29 protein-coding genes are annotated in these 16003 nt (G+C 41.0%); all 29 read right to left on the bottom strand.

All coding sequences use genetic code 11. From position 1 onward, the window contains the following. Positions 1-3: 3 nt before the first annotated feature. Positions 4-1563: a phage portal protein gene (locus tag FQ087_RS20880; protein WP_188006847.1), complete on the bottom strand. Its 1560-nt coding sequence runs from the start codon at positions 1561-1563 to the stop codon at positions 4-6. A 4-nt stretch (positions 1564-1567) separates the two neighbouring features. Next, positions 1568-1789, bottom strand: coding sequence for a hypothetical protein (locus FQ087_RS20875; RefSeq protein WP_149582534.1), 222 nt, complete (start codon positions 1787-1789; stop codon positions 1568-1570). A 14-nt stretch (positions 1790-1803) separates the two neighbouring features. After that, positions 1804-3150 (bottom strand): PBSX family phage terminase large subunit, encoded by a 1347-nt coding sequence (locus FQ087_RS20870; protein WP_149582533.1) that lies wholly within the window; start codon positions 3148-3150, stop codon positions 1804-1806. After that, positions 3147-3920 carry a terminase small subunit gene (locus FQ087_RS20865; RefSeq protein WP_149582532.1) on the bottom strand — a complete coding sequence of 258 codons (774 nt, stop codon included), beginning with the start codon at positions 3918-3920 and terminating at the stop codon, positions 3147-3149. Before FQ087_RS20865 ends, FQ087_RS20870 begins: the two co-directional genes overlap by 4 nt. A gap of 64 nt (positions 3921-3984) precedes the next feature. Next, on the bottom strand, positions 3985-4506 hold the full coding sequence (locus tag FQ087_RS20860) for a hypothetical protein (protein ID WP_149582531.1): 522 nt from the start codon (positions 4504-4506) through the stop codon (positions 3985-3987). 168 nt (positions 4507-4674) lie between these two features. Further along, complete coding sequence (locus FQ087_RS20855) at positions 4675-5175, bottom strand: sigma factor-like helix-turn-helix DNA-binding protein (protein ID WP_149582530.1); 501 nt, start codon at positions 5173-5175, stop codon at positions 4675-4677. Positions 5176-5229: 54 nt separating this feature from the next. Continuing rightward, on the bottom strand, positions 5230-5553 hold the full coding sequence (locus FQ087_RS20850) for a hypothetical protein (protein WP_149582529.1): 324 nt from the start codon (positions 5551-5553) through the stop codon (positions 5230-5232). 95 nt (positions 5554-5648) lie between these two features. Further along, positions 5649-6071, bottom strand: coding sequence for a hypothetical protein (locus FQ087_RS20845; protein WP_149582528.1), 423 nt, complete (start codon positions 6069-6071; stop codon positions 5649-5651). Between the two features lie 2 nt (positions 6072-6073). Further along, positions 6074-6271 carry an XtrA/YqaO family protein gene (locus tag FQ087_RS20840; RefSeq protein WP_149582527.1) on the bottom strand — a complete coding sequence of 66 codons (198 nt, stop codon included), beginning with the start codon at positions 6269-6271 and terminating at the stop codon, positions 6074-6076. Between the two features lie 58 nt (positions 6272-6329). Next, complete coding sequence (locus tag FQ087_RS20835; RefSeq protein ID WP_149582526.1) at positions 6330-6527, bottom strand: hypothetical protein; 198 nt, start codon at positions 6525-6527, stop codon at positions 6330-6332. Between the two features lie 13 nt (positions 6528-6540). Further along, positions 6541-6771 (bottom strand): hypothetical protein, encoded by a 231-nt coding sequence (locus FQ087_RS20830; protein ID WP_149582525.1) that lies wholly within the window; start codon positions 6769-6771, stop codon positions 6541-6543. After that, on the bottom strand, positions 6768-6926 hold the full coding sequence (locus tag FQ087_RS20825) for an IDEAL domain-containing protein (protein ID WP_149582524.1): 159 nt from the start codon (positions 6924-6926) through the stop codon (positions 6768-6770). The genes FQ087_RS20830 and FQ087_RS20825 overlap by 4 nt, the downstream gene beginning before the upstream one ends. Positions 6927-6932: 6 nt before the next feature. Continuing rightward, positions 6933-7064, bottom strand: coding sequence for a hypothetical protein (locus FQ087_RS23210; protein WP_255452486.1), 132 nt, complete (start codon positions 7062-7064; stop codon positions 6933-6935). Further along, on the bottom strand, positions 7057-7311 hold the full coding sequence (locus tag FQ087_RS20820) for a hypothetical protein (RefSeq protein WP_149582523.1): 255 nt from the start codon (positions 7309-7311) through the stop codon (positions 7057-7059). Before FQ087_RS20820 ends, FQ087_RS23210 begins: the two co-directional genes overlap by 8 nt. A 17-nt stretch (positions 7312-7328) precedes the next feature. Beyond that, positions 7329-7487 carry a hypothetical protein gene (locus tag FQ087_RS22655; protein WP_188006846.1) on the bottom strand — a complete coding sequence of 53 codons (159 nt, stop codon included), beginning with the start codon at positions 7485-7487 and terminating at the stop codon, positions 7329-7331. 5 nt (positions 7488-7492) lie between these two features. Further along, positions 7493-7657: a DUF6877 family protein gene (locus FQ087_RS22650; protein ID WP_188006845.1), complete on the bottom strand. Its 165-nt coding sequence runs from the start codon at positions 7655-7657 to the stop codon at positions 7493-7495. A 34-nt stretch (positions 7658-7691) separates the two neighbouring features. After that, on the bottom strand, positions 7692-7853 hold the full coding sequence (locus FQ087_RS22645) for a hypothetical protein (protein ID WP_188006844.1): 162 nt from the start codon (positions 7851-7853) through the stop codon (positions 7692-7694). A gap of 246 nt (positions 7854-8099) precedes the next feature. After that, positions 8100-8381 (bottom strand): hypothetical protein, encoded by a 282-nt coding sequence (locus FQ087_RS20815; protein ID WP_149582522.1) that lies wholly within the window; start codon positions 8379-8381, stop codon positions 8100-8102. Positions 8382-8638: 257 nt separating this feature from the next. Continuing rightward, complete coding sequence (locus FQ087_RS20810) at positions 8639-9121, bottom strand: DUF1064 domain-containing protein (protein ID WP_149582521.1); 483 nt, start codon at positions 9119-9121, stop codon at positions 8639-8641. Continuing rightward, positions 9118-9279, bottom strand: coding sequence for a DUF6011 domain-containing protein (locus tag FQ087_RS22640; RefSeq protein WP_188006843.1), 162 nt, complete (start codon positions 9277-9279; stop codon positions 9118-9120). Before FQ087_RS22640 ends, FQ087_RS20810 begins: the two co-directional genes overlap by 4 nt. Next, positions 9279-9953 (bottom strand): dUTP diphosphatase, encoded by a 675-nt coding sequence (locus FQ087_RS20805; RefSeq protein ID WP_149582520.1) that lies wholly within the window; start codon positions 9951-9953, stop codon positions 9279-9281. Before FQ087_RS20805 ends, FQ087_RS22640 begins: the two co-directional genes overlap by 1 nt. Next, positions 9950-10204 carry a hypothetical protein gene (locus tag FQ087_RS20800; RefSeq protein WP_149582519.1) on the bottom strand — a complete coding sequence of 85 codons (255 nt, stop codon included), beginning with the start codon at positions 10202-10204 and terminating at the stop codon, positions 9950-9952. The genes FQ087_RS20805 and FQ087_RS20800 overlap by 4 nt, the downstream gene beginning before the upstream one ends. Before the next feature lie 296 nt (positions 10205-10500). Then, positions 10501-10695 carry a hypothetical protein gene (locus FQ087_RS20795; protein ID WP_149582518.1) on the bottom strand — a complete coding sequence of 65 codons (195 nt, stop codon included), beginning with the start codon at positions 10693-10695 and terminating at the stop codon, positions 10501-10503. After that, positions 10688-10924, bottom strand: a complete 237-nt coding sequence (locus FQ087_RS20790; protein ID WP_149582517.1) for a hypothetical protein — start codon at positions 10922-10924, stop codon at positions 10688-10690. Before FQ087_RS20790 ends, FQ087_RS20795 begins: the two co-directional genes overlap by 8 nt. Positions 10925-10943: 19 nt before the next feature. Beyond that, complete coding sequence (locus FQ087_RS20785) at positions 10944-11879, bottom strand: ATP-binding protein (protein WP_188006842.1); 936 nt, start codon at positions 11877-11879, stop codon at positions 10944-10946. Beyond that, on the bottom strand, positions 11782-12543 hold the full coding sequence (locus FQ087_RS20780) for a DnaD domain protein (RefSeq protein WP_149582515.1): 762 nt from the start codon (positions 12541-12543) through the stop codon (positions 11782-11784). The genes FQ087_RS20785 and FQ087_RS20780 overlap by 98 nt, the downstream gene beginning before the upstream one ends. Positions 12544-12573: 30 nt before the next feature. Then, positions 12574-13275, bottom strand: coding sequence for an MBL fold metallo-hydrolase (locus FQ087_RS20775; protein WP_149582514.1), 702 nt, complete (start codon positions 13273-13275; stop codon positions 12574-12576). Beyond that, positions 13275-14024 carry a phage recombination protein Bet gene (bet, locus tag FQ087_RS20770; protein ID WP_149582513.1) on the bottom strand — a complete coding sequence of 250 codons (750 nt, stop codon included), beginning with the start codon at positions 14022-14024 and terminating at the stop codon, positions 13275-13277. The genes FQ087_RS20775 and bet overlap by 1 nt, the downstream gene beginning before the upstream one ends. Then, positions 14025-15998: an AAA family ATPase gene (locus FQ087_RS20765; RefSeq protein WP_149582512.1), complete on the bottom strand. Its 1974-nt coding sequence runs from the start codon at positions 15996-15998 to the stop codon at positions 14025-14027. Between the last annotated feature and the right edge of the window lie 5 nt (positions 15999-16003).

Raw genomic sequence — 16003 nt, 5'->3', positions numbered from 1 at the left:
TCATCACTCCTCGTCACCAAATATTTTTTTAGATGTTCTGGTCTTAACCACCATCGGATCCATCTCCACTTGCTCCGACTGAATTATCTCTAACCATTCCTCGGCAGTCTTTTTCGGCACCTTAAACACACGCTGAATGACTTCTACAGTAGGTATCAATCCGAATGACTTAGCTTGGCCATAGAACGTTAGCAAAGCCGACCTGTCTTGAAACACGCCGTCATCGAAATCGACACCGATATGCTCAAAGGTTGGGATTTCTCCATCGAATATCTTCTTGCCATTAAATGTGGTAGCCTTGGCCAACTCTAAGACCGAAACAATCAATCCCTTGATGAACTTCTCAACCTCATTGACGTGGTCGTTCCTAGTCCTGTAGGTCAAATCGTTCTCACTCACAACCTCAGTCGCCGTTTTCATCGATCTACCATCAAACGAGAATGTACCGACCGACATCTTTAATTCCATCTCTAGCGTTCTCAATGATTGATTGATAGCTGCAATATACTGATCTGTACGAATGTCACTCGTAACGTCCTTGACCATTTCCTCGTCGGCAGTCATTCGCATAGACTTGTAAACGTTGGTGTCTGCATCAAATATCTGCTTAGGTGCCATCCCATCCTCTGACGGCAATGTCTGCAGCATGAAGTCACTTACAAACACTGTACGTTGCCCCATCTTGATTTCCCACCAGAACTGGTCATACGTATCGTTAATCTTTCTAAGCGTTGATTTAGAGTTGTCTGCAATTCCTAGACCTAATGGCGAATGCGGATTTATATTGTTGAATCCCGATGGTGCAACATAGTTAAACAGTGGTCTGGTCAATCCGATTATAGGTGTGCTTTCTTGCAATTCTTCGTATAATTCACCCAATGGGATTCGTTTACCAATCTCGCCTTTGTTGTCTGACTTATACAACTCATTGGATATGACATAAACGCCGTTACTCCATTCGTGAAACTCTAGCAATGTGTAATAGACCGCCTTACCGCCGACCATCTTCATGGTTACTGATTTCATTACACCTTCTGAAATGCCATTACTGTTGTTTCGAAGAGGATAGAACGCATTTGCCAAGGCCCATGAGAACTCTACTTGTCCACTAGCCATATCTACGTATGGTCGGGCTGTCAATCCACCTGTTGCATACATCGGCTCCAGGTACTTCGCAAGGTTCTTCTTGAAATCATTATGTTCGAATACATGTTGAATGAAATCATTAGCTGATTCATACGTGTTAGCTGCGTTATCTTCATCTTCCGCATCCGATACAACGATTTCACATTGCTCGTTGAACACAAGCCCCGACAGCAAGCTCGAACTCAACTTCATCATGTTAATGCTCATGTAGTCTCGTTCTTTCTGGTGCCCTGCTGAGTTAACGTATTCAATACTCGGGTAATTACCTTTGTAGATACTAAAGTTTGATTCAATCCTAGCAAGTTCGGCAGGATCTATATTTATTTTAGGATGGTCATTAATAGATTTCAGTGTTTGCCCTGACAATGCATATCCTCCCTTCTTAAATAGATTCTTGATGCGATCAATGATGCTCACGGATTCACCTCCTAAGTTCCTCGGTGTATTCATCGAATTCCGTCTTTGTCATTCCGGTGATTTCTTTGTATGCTTCATCCATTGTCACGGTATCTGAATATAAAGTAATTCCATTAAATTGACCACAAGCCAACTGCCCTTCTTCTTTGTATCCCAACAACTGAATTACAGCATTTTCTACTGTGTCTCCAAGCGTAAAATCAACCTTTAAATAGTCTTTACTCATGCAATATTCACCTCCTAGACTTTCAATCTGAAGTCTCTCGCGTTACTCAGACACAGGTAAACAAACATATCGACTGAATGGTCATCCTCTTCAATTACACGCGGGTTATCCGTATGCAACGTCTTCTCATCCCAACTAAACTTCTTATGCTCTTCAATGAATATTTCTGTGCTATCTGTAAATGGCATTCCAATTGGATAAGGATCCTTTAAATAATAAAAACGCCCATCAGCAAGTAAGCTGTGAACGTAATCGAACATATCTACTTTCTTTTTCTTAGCTACCGGCACCAGATGCTGTCCATAGTCTGCAAAGTATTGATTCCGCAAGGCCGCTTCTGCGCTATCTATCGTCCGCTTCATGATTCTAGCGCCTTTAAACAGATTTTGCGTCGATGTCTTGGTTATGAAATCATTCAAGTCCTTCGCTAAATGACTTGGAGCCTTCTTGTTCACCCTACCCGCTGGACTGTAGTAATACAAATTCAGCAATATAACATTGCCTTTAGCTGTTAATCCAAAACATCCATATGTTGTAGCTGATTGAGCGTGACCGCCATCAATTGAGTAGTAGAGCCCAATAACTCTGTCGTCCTCTGGCAGCCCTTTCAGTTCTTTGAATAGGTTTATGTTGAAGACGTTATTACCGAGTCCTACAGCCTCACCCAGATAGATATAACGGTAGTAATCAAAGTCATTCTTCTTTATACGCTCAATGTCGGCAAGCATCTGTTCAGTAACGAATCCTAATTCATCATCTTTGTAACTCGAATGATGCACCAGGTAGTCATCTTCACCAATCATTCCGTCTGACCATTCATTGATCCAGTGGTAAGGGTTGCGAGGAGGATTGTAAGACCAAAAGAACCGCACAAAATCAGATAAATCGTGCTTCTGCCTCATAAACGTAACGTTCGTTTGGTCAAACTCTTCTGGACTACCGAACTCTGCCGCTTCCTCGTACCACACGGCTATAATGTTGCCGATGTCATTAGACTTCAACTTTGCAAAGTCGTCTGAACCATAGAAGTAAAAGGTTGATCCGGTAGATAAATGAGTAATCTTGAATGGTGCAACTGTAGATTTGAATTGCCCGGCCATCCCGAATTTATCTATCGCCCATTGGATTTTAAGGAACACTGAATCCCGAATCGTATTGCCTACCTTACGAATGACTACGACGTTCGCTTTCTCGCCCTTAACCAAATACTGCAGCATCATGTAAATGAGCTGTAACGCTATCACAGATGACTTAAACGAGTTACGACCACCACGCAATATGTTGTATGGCTTCTTTGTCTTCCAGACTGCTTTGAAATTAGGATTAACGTTCTCTTGTATGTTGATAGTGACCTTACTCATTCGCCATCACTCCAAGCGTCAACGATATTAATTGTTGGTGGAGCGACTTGTTTGTTTTCGTTTGTAATCCTGTGGACTTCCGCTTTAGCTTTAGCAGTATCAGCTTTCAACTTCTCTTCTTGCAGACGTTTCTTGTCGTTGTCAGATAGTACGTCGAAGTATTTGGATAACATATCGAGCGCCTTCATTTTGTCCACCAACTTCAACTTAACTCCATTCTCAGTATTGCTAAGTTCACCAATGATTGATGTATCCATTTGATCCAGTGGTCTGACTGCAATTGAATAGCCCCCATCGCTACGTTCAACGAAGTCTCCTATATCAGCAAAGGCTATATCAATGTACTTTTGCAACACCATATCTGCACTTAATAACATGCCGGATGCACGTTCTTCCTTCATCCTAGTAATTTCTTTGCGAATACTAGCATTTACTAGCAGACGACTTCCGTTAGCGTTAGCAGTCATGTAGTCGCACTCATAAGCCTTCTGATAAGCCTTAGTCGCATTGAAGTACTTAATGTAGTAAATACAAAAAAGCCTCTGCTTATCGGTTAAATCATCCGACTCCACAATGGCCTCTTTCGGTTGCATCCTTTTGGCATCCTTTTGTTTTTTGGTTGCATCTTTCTTAGATGGACCTCTTACCCAAGCCTCACGACTTTTCCTACTCTTCAACGTACCAAGTTTCACACCATGCTTTTCCGCCAATGCAGCAAGCGTTGTTTTTGTTGTTTCCCACTCTAATTTAATTTCATCCCAACTAGACATATCCCATAAACACCACCTCCAGTAAATAAAAAAGGTGCCATACTGTGGCACCTTTTTTATTTATTTAATTAATTAAATGGTTAAGGACATCTCCTAAGTTTAAGAATGTAGTATTGGTATCCTCACCTTTAACCACATATTCAATATCTAATTTCTCATAAGCTTTAATTTCATCTTTAATTTCTTTGATTTCATCATCAATGTCTGAAATTGCATTTGATAATATATCCTTTTCTACCGAAATACCTTGCAAATAAATAGTTAAGGTTGGTTTCGGTAATACCTCTACGGTTTCAATTACATTACCGTCGAAGAATATTTGCAAGCTGTTAGAATTAAACTTTACTTCTCCTCTTAAAAAACCATTTTTATAGTTTGCTACAAAACCTTTGTGAAAGTTATCATTACTTTCACGCACATCTAATTCAAATTGCATTAAATACGCTTGAATACTTCTCAACAAATTTACTGTATTTTCATGAAGTTGTTCTGATTTATTCACTTTTAGATGTTTTAATTGATTATTTAAGATTTCTCGTTCTTCTTTTAAATCCTCTAAAGTTTTAATGTTTTTTATTGTAATCATCATCTCGCCCCCTCACTGACATCATTCGCCAAAAAAGGTGAAAATCCTCTAAATCTCATAAATATCACACGTATGTATCGGGGCTGGTAAGAAGGGTAATGTCGCTCGCTCACACCCCCTCTTTTATTCTCCCCCTCAAGTAACTAGACTCCGTACGTCAAACGTACGTCATGCAACTTTTTCATGCACCTTTTTCCTAGCTCTCTCAATGTACTGCTGCACACTTCTTTTAGTTAACCCAAGTTCGTCCGCAATCTTCGCCATGCTCATCTTCTGCCCCTCATGCAATATGTAGCATGTCCGCTCTCTTAATGAGAAGGAAGAAAGAATATCAGCCAGTATAATCTTTTCTTCTTTTGTCATAAACAGATGCTTTTTATTGATGTCGTTCTCTTCCCTCAACTGCATTTCAATATCCGGAATCAAATCAATATTTTCATACGACCTACGTTGATAAACAGCCTTTTCATCGACCCCTCGATAAGTGTTCGGCTGTCGTCCAGTAGTCATCCATTCGAGCGAATAAGTCATACTATCAATCATGCTATTGAACTGCTTCAAATCATTCATTTCAATCGGATTATCCCTGTCCACTTGATCCGCACGTTTTTTCATTTCCTGCCTGCCCTCGATATACTCCGGAACCAATTTATCCACCCAACTCAACATGAAAGCGCCCCCTATCGATATCTAAATCTCCGCGAACCTTATATAAACCGATGTCTATCGAATAATTTTGCGTACCAAGTGCTGCGGTTTGTTCGAAATAACTTGACTGCGCTTGCGTGTATCCCAATCAAGATTCCAACCGTGCATCGCTTCATTCTCTGTATTCCATAATGCTTTCTCATGGTTTTCTAGAATGATTTCTTTCATCGAGTTCCATAGTTGAGATAGCCCCTCTACAAATGGTTTAAGCCATTCTGACATCCCCGTAACCCCGACTATCACACCGTCAATCATTCTTGAAACTTCCTCTATTGGCACCTGGTGGCGTTCTGCAAGTTCTGCCTTTATCTCATCCAACCGCTCTTGATTGTTTTCCATCGTCTATTCCTCCTTTTTCGAAATAAAAAAAGAGGACAACAAATGACACAGCGCAATGCTGTAATCAATCGTTGTCCTCTGGTTGGCCAGGGGGACTATTTATTTTTAAAATCGTATCTGTTCATTCTGCTTAATAAGTCCCGACCTTTTTGTTTGATATCCTCATCAAAACGAGCTTGTTGCTCGTCATTCAAAATTAACCCTTTATATTGTTCTTTATGTTTTAGGTAAGCTTTATTTTCGTTCTTACTTGCGCTTCCATCACTTACTGCTTTTTCAAGAAATAAAATGTCATTGATATTGATATTCCCAGACCTCAATCTTTTTCTGTAACGATAATTGTCTTTTAAAGACTTTATCTTTGGTTTAATTCCTTTAGCGAAACCAACTTTTATTATTTTGACTAAAAACTTCAGTATATATCCTGATGTAAGGAGAAACGCTCCTCCTACTACTGATATTAGAAAATAATCTAGGATCGTAATTTGTTCATACTTTTCTAAGTAGTTCATAAACATATTTAAAACTCTTCCCCTTCCTCACGCCGCATCCGTTTGATTTTACCCGCATGCGTGACAATCCGATATTCACCATGCTCCGGAAGCTCCCTCACTTTCGCTATACCCTCCGAAATAACCACCACACAGTTCATTGGTAGCTCCATTATACCAATTCCTAACAATATTGCATCTGTATTAAAAGTAATGTCTTTATTCACCAGGACCCCTCCTTGTGTTATACTTTCCTTGTCGAGGACGGGAGGAATCCTGTCTTTTTTATTTGTCTAAAACCTCGTCCCTTATCGTTTCCAATACAAGATTAGAAGCCGTTTCCATTCGTTGAACAGCGTTTCGAAGTCTTTTGTTTTCTATTCTCAAATCCTCAATTTCCATCGCTGCTTCTATCGGACATTCCTGCACCCAACTTTTTAGCTTCTTAAATTCTTCGATTGACTCCTTTGTAAGCACCTTCACTTTCATCACCCTTTCATTGCCCAAATATCCCCTGCTGCCGAGCCTCTATTTTGCCAAGCTCAGCCTGCTCAATAATCAGCAACCCAATTTCTAAAGGCTTACGTCCCAACTCCTCTGCAATGCTATCAAGGCTCATATTTGCTACCCACATCGCTCTGAATACATCTGTTTCTTGCACTGTAAACACCCAATTAATATCGACGTCATCAAGCAACACACGCTTTTGTTCTTTTGCGTGGATCAAACCAACACCTCCATGCCATTCAATTCATCCGTAAGCTGCATAAACATCTCCACATCCTTTGCATCAAGCGCCCTATCAATCTGCAACAGGAGCATATCCTTGTCCGTTACATCCGTTTTAATGCTCTGATGATGCTCCAGATATTCACGGGACATCTTAGGTTAATCTGACATTTCAGTCGTGAATATTTGAGAGTTGATTTTCCCCATTTCCGCAAAAGCATTCGCATACATAGCAAACGAAATGCCCTCCATCAATCTTTTTAATTTTTCACGTTCATGATCATTATTCATTCCATTCACTCCTTTTCAATTCATCATGCCGAAAAACACCGATGCGATCTTTCTTTTTGAACTGGACCTCATATTGCAGTCCTGGAATCACTTTCACAACCCGCCCCTTCAACCCCACAAAATCTTGAAGATAGTAATAATCCTCTACATCTTTCTCCTCCACATTTACAACAACTTCAACTGTATCCCCAACACCAAACGCCTCTTCCTTTGGCACCGCATCAAAAATAGTTAACTGCTGCACCATGTTGTCACTCCTTACATTCAAAGTTCACTTCTATAAGCATCCAACTGATTCCAAACCCATTCTTTAAATTCTTCCTCAACATCTACTTCCGAGTAATCAGCAGGCAGTTCAACTACTTCTTGAAAATTAACACCTGCCGCAAAGCTGACAGCTATATGAAATAGATGCTTTTTCAATGATTTCACTCCTTCACAAATCTCTTCGCATACCGCAACTGCTGATGAATATACGGATCGTCATGCTCTCCACCACTAGCCAACCAGTCCGTAATACGCTGATGAATATCCTGCAATGCTTCGAGCGGTATATGTTCTGCTATCTTTGATATTTCGTTTATTGGATTCATATATTTCTCCTTCACCTTTTGGTCGAACTGCTGATTACCGACTTAAAACATATGCTTCAACTTCTTCTTCGCAATCTTCACAAGTCCACGCTCCTCCATTGCTTAGAAGTCCGACAAACTCTTTGTCTGCCTTACTCCCGCAATGTGGACAATACTTAATAAGTTTTTCAACATTATTTATATCAACGGTCTCCATTTACCTTCACTCCTTATTAGTTTGGTCGTACTGTTGACTAGTACTTCCATTTGATTTTTCCGCATCTTCTACAAGCGTGTCTATATAACGTGTTCATGCCTCCACTATCCCATTTGTACCCATCACCTCTTAATATTGGAGAGCCCTTACTGTTTGACTCACCCCAATAAAAGTACGTATGAAAGTAATATCTGCTCCTACATCTTTTAAGTACCTTCATCCATCATCCTCCTCAGTTTTGGTCAACTATTGATTAATAACGACATATACTTCTTTAATATTCGACTTCCCAATATCATAAAACTCAGACCCTTGAGTCCATAGATTCTTTCGTTTGTTGTAGACTAATTCGCCATTCTTATTGATATAAACCCAATGATCTGTCTGAATCATTTTGCCTTCTGTATCAACTAAAATAATCGGGACACCTTTCGTCCACTTCTTATTACCGTGATGTTCCTTGGATGTTTTTGGATTTTCATACTTAACCATTTCCTCCAACTTTTCTATCTTTATTAACTTGACCATACTGTTCCACCTTTCTACTGCTTATTCTCCCGACCATGCATCCGACCAATATAGTAAAATCCCAATGCGAGTGACAAAGCCGATATTACAAATGCCCAGCCTTCAAACGTGGTAATCATTGTTGACATAACTTCCATCCCTCCTGCCTTTTCTCATACAATTCCCGTTGCAATAGAGGCTCATATGTCCAAACTTTATAACCGTGCTCCCACCGAAACAACAACCTCCAAACCCCGCTCATATCCCATCCCCCTTAGTTAATCCCTCACCCATTCCTTATTTTTTAACCGTATAACAATTAACTCCATGCCTGTTTTCAGCTCGAACAACTTCTGCCGCAAAGGAAAATCACGACCAACTGGACCACCTTTAATGTCGATTACCTCAACAAATCCATCGATGTAAGTAACTCTGAAATCTGCAGTATAGATAGCCCCTGCCTTCACACGCCTCCGTTTACCGTGACACAACGAACAATTGATAGGATTGCCTGTTTTTGAGCTTGTCCGCTTTCCCGTGCCGCTACATCGTTTGCACTGCACCTCATATGAATCAATGATTTTAAACTCCGGTTGAACCTCAATTAGTTTGATAGACTGATCTTTTTTCAAGTGAACGTAATAAGCTCCCTCGGTCAATGAATCAAACGTTATGCCGTCAATTACAGCAGTCTTGGACTTGAACTGGCGTGGTTGTTTCGGTGCCCTTGACCTACTAGGAACCCTTTGAACATTCCTCAAATTGCCACCTCTAACTTAACAACCTCTTCAAGCGTGATCTGTATTTTCTCGAACTCCGCATCTTCAGTGGACTGTTTTTTCTTGCAGACAGGACCATAACCATCATCAATCGATTTCTGCGTTTTCAATTCACGACCACAACGATTGCATACGCCCATCAATATCCCTCCGCTTGCCTGACGTGATTGATTTCATTTTTTGCGTAGTAAGCAGCTTCGACTTGATCCCATGTGAATCCCAAGAATTTCTCTCCCAAGCCGATGAAGCAACTAAAAGCTTCATGTAAGGTTTCTTGTAAGTCTTCTAGACTGATTGATGCCGCAGTTTCCGGATCCATTAAAACATCAAGACTCGACGCCGTACTGAACACTCTGTTAAACGTCTGTGTAGCGGTTGGTTGTGTGTAATCATCGTCCACAATGAAATCTGCTGGATTAATTTTTAATTCAATTGCAATGCTGATAAAGAAATGAATGCAATCAACGAATTCTTCAAGTATTGGATTCGTCTCGCCTAGCTTCCCAGTACCGTCGCAATCCTCGCATTTCAAATATGGATTCGCCGAACCTCCTTCCAAAAGCATTTCTACGCTTGAAGGCCAATTTTCGTCGCCACTCCCATCGCAAACAGTGCAAAGGTGTTCGATTTTCGTTCTCGGTTGCTGATTCTCTGACCACTTCTTAAATCCTCTATGCTCATTCGCGCATTCACCGAGTTCGACAAGCAAAGCCGTGATTTTCCATGACCAATCTTCTTCTTTTAATCCTGGAAACCGCGCATATATTTTTTCATCCAGCACCTTCTGCATTTCGAACAACTTTTCCAGATTCATAAAATCCCCTCCAACGTCTCTATTAGTGCATCCTCCACTGATTGGTACTTGTATACCAATCCATAAACCCTGTCGTAACTAAGCCCGTTATCCTTGATGAATTTCAATTCCTGTTTCGTGAAAATTTTCCCATCTTTACGGGCCGCCTCTGGTATCTGATTCACCTTGAATGTCGCAAATTCATTGCGCAATCTTTTATTTTCATGCTTTAACTTGATATTTTCCTGCTGCCATTGCCATTCGTTATCCACTTTGACCCCTCACTTTCAAAGTTTCACTAGACTGCTAACAGGTCGTACAATGTCATTTCCCGTCGATTCTAAACGTCCTACAGTTGATTTGGTGTATTTATCCACCCAGTACAATTAGAGGTATCAGAAGAACTGGTGTGCGGTTATTTAGTTCCTTTATTCCGCCACCACCCTTTGCACAGCTAGTAAACTAATAAGAGAGCGATAGTCCATATTGGACAACAGTTCACCGTTACGACCATTCACGACCCTCATAGACTGCAACTGCTGGATAAGATAATCCCTTTGCATTTTCCTCATGCCGTCATCGCCTCCGTCTCCCCAAGTTCAGTAAGGAGCAATTGCACAGCGCCTTCTGGTGTCGTTCCTGCCGCGATGCGTAGTTCATTGAGCAATGAGTTGAACTGTAGTTCAAGACGCTTGTCCTTTTGCCCTGAGTTGTTCCATGCACCAGCTACGAGAATGAGTTTGTTGATGATGTGTTTATGCATCTGATTCATCGTCCTCAAAACTAACAAACGATTCAACAGGGTAAATCCCTTCGATTTTTCCTTGTTGATACAATTCATCCAGCAAGATCATTCCTCCGCGATAAGGTACGACCGAAGACGGGCGCATTACTATAATTGGACCGCTATCCGTCATTAGAATATCGTTGTGCCTAAACTCTCCAACCTTACGACCAATCTTCACGAAAATCCGATGTTGTTTTTCAGTCATCCAAATTCCTCCTAATGTTTTATCCGAACAGCAAACCTTCCAGCTCGGCGTTTTCACTTTCAGCTTCTTGATCCCTTATCGATTCTTCTGGCATGTAGATTTCGATAGACATTTTCTTAACTCGGCTCTTCAACCGACCGTCCTTGTATATGTCTCCAAGGTTTTCGATTGTCTTGTTAGAAGTGAACAGCGTTGTTTTTTTATGTTCCAATCGATAATCAGTGATGTCATAGAAAATTCTTTCTGCAAAGTCGGTAGGCTTTTCAACTGCTAAATCATCTACGATTAGCACTTCTACTTCACGGAACATGCGAACGATTTCACTTTCTGTCGTATCCGAGTCATTGTTGAACGTCTTTTTGATTTGAGAAAGCAGGTCGTTCGCTTTCAAGAATGCGATATCAACGTCGTACATCTTCACAAGCGCATTTGCGATACTAGATGCCAGTCTTGTTTTACCCGACCCTTTGATTTCGCTATACAGATACAAGCCCTTGCCATGCTCTTTCATGGCTGGATAGTTCTCAATGAACTTAGCAGCTGCCTTTTTCGCTATCGTTGCTGTATCGCGATTGTCTTGGGTCTTGTACTTACCTACGTCGTAAGAATGCACCGTTGCATTGCTGAAAATCGGTGGAATACCTGACAAATCTAGTTTTTTATCAATCTCACGCTGTTTAATGAGTTGTTCGTAGCACTTACAATGCTCCCACCATTCAGCACGTATCAATTTACCGTCCTCGTCGATTTCATCCTTTTTATTCTGACGAGACCAATCTTTAATCCATAACCACCCTTTTCCGTCACACTTTTGATAAGGGCAGTCGTCAGATGGCGTTGTCAGTATCTCTATTGGATTAGATGCCAGCGATTCTCTTACGTCGTTCATTCGCTTCGCTAATACGGGATTGTCTTTCATCATGTCTTGGATCACTTTGCTTATAGGTTCCAACATTGCTTGCACCTCCATCACGTTTAGGTTTTGGGTTAGTTAGGATTTTCTTCGTGTAATTCAAACTGTTGGAGCCATTCATTCTTGTTTCTTTCATGGCTTCCATTACTTTTGCTTCTCCAAAGTCGTCGATTAAATCATTTAGGATGTCACCAGTGAATGAACTAATTGTCCCGAATCCTTCTTGTTCGAAAAAAATGAATGGATTCATTGGCGCGGGCTTATCATCTTCTCTTTTATTTTCCTTATTACCCTTATTAACATTATTGTTTGTGTTCACTTGCTGTTCATCTGTTGTTCGTTTGTTGTTCACTTGTTGTTCATGTTGTTGATGTTCAGACCAGTTAGATACTGTAACCACGCTGTATTTCGTGGTTGTTTTGATGTTCAACATTTGCCATTCTTCGAAGTTCTTCAACCATCGCCAAAGAGTAATTGCTGAAACGACATCATCCTTTTTTGCACCCTTATTGAACTCATCTGCAAGTGCATTTCTACCAGTAACAAACTGACCAACTTCGAGTTTCACCATCTGATTTCCAACTAGATGGTCATGTTCTTTATGCGATGCTTTCATCAAACAGTGGATCCAGAGTTTCAGCATATGGGCATTTGAATATATGGGGTTGTCCATCAATTTTCTGTGTAAGCTAATCCATCCCGCCACTCGACTTTCCCTCCTTCACCTACCGTTTATTTAAGGCACGTACACAAGCTTTCCGGTCTGTTCCTGTACTACTTTTTTAAACACCGCTTCATCCGAATTTGTATCGGAAAGATGCAGCAAATGAATCTCCTGAACTTTCGATAGATCGTTAACTTTTAAAAATTCAAGAACATTTTCTAAACTGAAATGTGATTTCACTAACCGCCGCTTCATGCCATCATGAACCCTGCCGGTCATAATGTTTTCGTTCAATATTTCTGTTGAATAATTTGCTTCAACCATAATGTGGGTCAGACCTTGAAATTTGTATCGGACATAGTAGGTGTCAGTAGCAAACAAGAGTTTGTCCCCTGCCTCGTTAGCGAGCAGGAAACCGAATGGTTCCGATACATCGTGCTGAACGTCAAACGGCAATATGGTCCACGTACCGAGCTTAAACTGCTTCTTGTTTTCGACCACTTTGATTCGATGGTGATTGATTCCAATTGCTTCTTTTGTGCCTGGTGACAGGTAGATGTTCAGTCCACGGTCTGCAACCTCGCTGACGGCTTTACAATGGTCTTTGTGTTCATGGGTAACCAATACGCCCGCAATGTCTGAGGTCTTGAAATTGAGTGCTTTCTGTATGTTCTTGAACGATATCCCACACTCCAAAAGGAGGGGGGTTATGCCATCTGTAATCCAGTAGCAATTCCCCGTACTTCCTGTTGCGAGTGTTTTGATTTCAATCATTAGAAGCCTGGACCAGCGTCAGTCTTAGCAGATGATTCTTTCCATTCCGCTTCTTGAATTATTTCTCCGGTACTTTGCTCAATGTTTTGTGGTGGTGTATATTCAGCTTTCGATACATCAACGTCAATGACTTCGCTGTTCGCATTCTGTTTGATTTCATTTTCAATTACGTTTTCAGTTGAAGGGACAGATGGCGCTTCATCTTCGGTATACAATGCCCCGAGCGCTTCTGGGAACGCTTCACGTTGAGCGTTAACGACTGCTGATTTACGGATCATGTTAAGGGGCATATCTTTCCAAGTCGCTTGTCCTTTGGAAAACTCTTTTAAACTGATTCTCGAAATGATTGGCAGCTTTCTATCGCCTCTGTAAACCTTCGCCCATCCACCAATCAGAACATCTGTAGAGAGCATCACAGCACCTTCTACGTCAACCATTTCACCATTACGTTCGACGATGATACCTGCTTCAAATCCTTCATACTTAGGATGATTCTCAGCACGTTTCAAGAATGCTTCTTTCGATGTGATGATTTGAGCTGGAGATGTGCCGAACTTGATTAGATACGCTTCGTTTAGGAACGGGTTAAGTTTTTGGAACTTACACAGGTTCATGAACATTACTAATTCTTGATCACTTACAGTTCCGTTTCCACGAACCAAGTATTGCTTTACTGTATTGCCTGAAAGCTTCACCGCTTCACCGTTTACTTCGAATTCGACTGATGTTGTCATTAATGCACTTGTCATTTAAATAGCCTCCTGGAGTTCGTTTTTTTCAATCCGTAATTGCTTATCCTTTTCCGAAACTACCAAACTGATCAGCTGTGAATCCGTATCAATTAATTGAGTAACTGCCTCAGCATTATCAACGAAGATAGGAGCGCGAATTCCGAAGTGTTCAGTCAGCGTGTTGATGATATCGATTCCGACATTGATGCGAGCCGCATTGTTTAAACCACTTGAATACGGAACGCCGTCAAACGTCGTCTCACAGATTTCCTCAATACCGCCATTGATGTTCGTTTTGAATAAGTTAAAGCGTGCATATTTGAATTTCGAGTTAATCTTTTCAGTAAGTAATTCGACTTTCGAACGGATAAATTCTTCTGTCAGATATAGTTCACCTTCCAACTTCTCGAATTCATTTGCCAGCTCTTTCTGCTGTTCTTCAAGTTCGGCTATGCGCTTTTCAGATGCAACCACTTGTGCTTGCTGTGCGATTTGGGCATTGAGTTCAGTGCGTTTGATACGTAGTTCAGCGACTTCTTTTTCGACGCTTGTAACAGACTCTTGCGCGTTATCTTTGAGTGACTTGATTTCATCATTCAACTTCGCTTGTTCTTGCAACTTAGATTGATATTTAGGATCTTGACGGGCATCTTTAACGGCTGTTCTAAGTGTTTCGATTTCAACCTCTAACTTCGATACCACTTTCGCCTTATCGTCGATTTGAGACTGGATGACGCCCACAGTAGTTGTTAGCTTTTCTATATCGTTGACAGCTTCCGCTTTCTTCTCGCTGCGTCGTTTACCTGTAACTGAAATTTCTTCAAGACTCTTCGATTTAGTAAGATTAAATTGGGCAAGCGCCTTTTCGTTTGCAGTTACCACTTGTCCTTCTGGAAGGTCTTGACCACATGTCGGGCAAGCACATTCCGATTCGTGGACAAACTCCGTAGCGTTGACCTGCTCCCATTCGTCGCGAAGTTCTGCAAGACGGGTATCTATCGCTGTAACAGTTTCATTATTTCGTTTGATTTGATGCTCAGCGTCATCTTTTTTGCGTTTCAGAATAGATATATTCGATTGTTCTTCTTGGATTTTCGCGTTAATTTCATGGCCCTTTTGGATTGAGTCGGATTCGAGGTCACGTTTGACAGATTCAAGATCCATTTCAATTTGCCTTAACTCATTTTGTTTACCGGTGATGGCTGAACCATTCTTTATGTTGTTGATTTGAGTTGCGTTTTCATCGAGTTGCTTTTCGATTACTGCAACTTCTTTTTCTATAGAAGGAACATCAATATTTATTTCCGGTAATGAGTTGTTTATTTCGTCGATGCGAACCGGAATGCGGTCCAGTTCTTTATTAATTTCGGCCCGACGCGCAGCAATGATTTTACGATGGTCCTCAATAGTGCGACCTCTTAGGATTGTAGGTAGGTTTTTCAAGGCGCTGTTGAATGCGAGTACGTCTTCCTCTTCAATGTCGCCGCACACTTCAAGCAATGTCGCCCTACGCTCTTGCCATTTGAGATTTTCATTGAAGAATGTTGGTGATGTGAGAAGTTTAAAGACTTCTTCTTTCACTATTGAATCGACTTTCGATTGATATTCGCCTTTTTTGGAAGGAACTCCATCGATGAAATAATTTGTTTCATGGCCACTAAATTCTTTTGTTGCAGATCCTCTTCTTTTTGTCCATTTCTCCGCATATACTTTTCGTAAAGTGAGAGGACTGCCGTCAATCCGGAAAACAGCTTCAACCTCATGCTCCAGGTTGTTGATTTCTTTACCACTAACCAGTGTCTTGATTGCGAAATCAGCACGGTTGTTACTGTCTTTGTTGAAAAGTAACCAGACGAACCCGTCAAACAGTGTAGTCTTGCCTGTACCGTTGTCGCCGAATGCTTTAAGGTCTTGCCCATCAGCACCAAGGTCGAATTTTTTGATACCCTTAAAGTTCTTAAACGTTAAATTCATCAGTTTTACTTCTTTCAATGCGT

This window comes from Sporosarcina sp. ANT_H38 (assembly GCF_008369195.1).
Lineage (GTDB): Bacteria > Bacillota > Bacilli > Bacillales_A > Planococcaceae > Sporosarcina.
Note: the sequence above shows the minus strand (reverse complement) of the source record. Positions and strands in the feature narration are given on the sequence as shown.